A 228-nucleotide genomic window follows, 5' to 3' on the forward strand; every position below is an offset into this window, starting at 1 on the left:
ACCGTATTTAATCGCGATATAATTGACTATATTTGCATTGGTAATAAATTAAGATATAAACCATATTGAGACAGTGATGATTGTATTTTGGCTTGTGCTTAGCATTCTTTTTATTATTTTCGCTACCGCAAAATTAAAGTGGCATCCTTTTTTAGTATTGATTCTCTCTGCTTTTTTGGTCGCGCTATTTTATCAAGTACCGCTTAATACTGTAGCAAAAACGATCTC

The 228-nt window shown here is 32.0% G+C and carries 1 pseudogene; it reads left to right on the forward strand.

The annotated features are described in order from the left end of the window. Window positions 1-76: 76 nt before the first annotated feature. Window positions 77-228 (forward strand): annotated as a pseudogene (locus SB725_RS34375) (GntP family permease); the annotation flags it as partial.

The organism is Pseudomonas sp. SIMBA_041, assembly GCF_046535095.1.
GTDB lineage: Bacteria > Pseudomonadota > Gammaproteobacteria > Pseudomonadales > Pseudomonadaceae > Aquipseudomonas > Aquipseudomonas mucoides.